We start from the raw sequence: 1,016 nt of genomic DNA, 5'->3' as shown, positions 1-1,016 counted from the left end.
CTAGGTGTTCAGTCCCGGCATCTGGTGGATCGGATCGACGATGAACCGGTCTGGCTCTGACGTCCAGATCTTGGCGATGTATTCGTAGGGTGTGAGGCCGCTGAGCGTCTTGAGCCGGCGGGCAAAGTTGTAGGCGGCCATGAAGTCGGCGAGGTGCGTCCGGAGCTGGTCGTGGGTCTCGTAGTGGAAGCGTTTGACGGTTGCCTCCTTGATGGTGCGGTTCATCCGTTCGACCTGACCGTTCGTCCACGGGTGGTTCGGCTTGGTGAGCCGGTGTTCGATGTCGTTCGCCTCGCAGATCATGTCGAAGCGCATCTGGCGCGACCAGGCGGTGTTCCGGTTGCGCGGCTGCTCGGCGAACTGAATGCCATTATCGGTCAGGATCGTGTGTATCCGGTACGGCACGGCCTTCAGCAGGTGTTCGAGGAACTCCCATGCTGTGCGCCTATCGGCCTTGTCGACCAGCTGGGTGACTGCGAACTTGCTGGTGCGGTCTATGCCGACGAACAGATAGAGCTTTCCTTCGGCAGTTTGCACCTCGGCGATATCGATGTGGAAGAAACCAATCGGATAACGCTTGAAGCGCTGACGCTTGGGCTTGTCGCCCTCGACATCCGGTAGCCGTGAGATGCCGTGCCGCTGAAGGCAACGGTGCAGCGCTGAGCGGGTCAGGTGCGGTAGCGACGGCTGCAATGCGTAGAGGCAGTCGTCGAGCGGCAGCAGCGTGTGGCGACGGAACGCCACCACCATTGCCTCCTCCGCCTCGGTCAGGGTCGTTGAATGAGGGGCCTTCGGCCCGGTCTTCAGATCCTCGACCGTCGCCCTCTTACGCCACTTCGCCACCGTCTTGGGGTTGATCCCCAGCTCACGGCTCAGCGTCGCGAGCGAAGCTTGCGATCGCTGTATTGCTGCTCGGACAGCGTGCGTGGTCGTGGCGCTCCCGTGACGTACCTGTCCCATACGGCTTCCTTCCATTCCAACGAAAGGATCGCACCATCAAACCGTGGGATCAAACA

Annotated in this window: 1 protein-coding gene; it reads right to left on the bottom strand. The window is 61.2% G+C overall.

The window, feature by feature from the left end:
• Positions 1-960: an IS481 family transposase gene (locus MHZ35_RS17825; protein WP_035386709.1), complete on the bottom strand. Its 960-nt coding sequence runs from the start codon at positions 958-960 to the stop codon at positions 1-3.
• Between the last annotated feature and the right edge of the window lie 56 nt (positions 961-1,016).

The sequence above is a fragment of the Sphingomonas sp. ACRSK genome (genome assembly GCF_022346685.1).
GTDB classification, from domain to species: Bacteria; Pseudomonadota; Alphaproteobacteria; order Sphingomonadales; family Sphingomonadaceae; genus Sphingomonas; species Sphingomonas molluscorum.
The sequence above is the reverse complement of the archived record's forward strand: the minus strand, read 5'-3'. Positions and strand labels throughout refer to the sequence as shown.

Excerpts from the sequence above, each read along its gene's own strand:
- MHZ35_RS17825 (WP_035386709.1), bottom strand. The coding sequence starts at position 960 with ATGGGACAGGTACGTCACGGGAGCGCCACGACCACGCACGCTGTCCGA.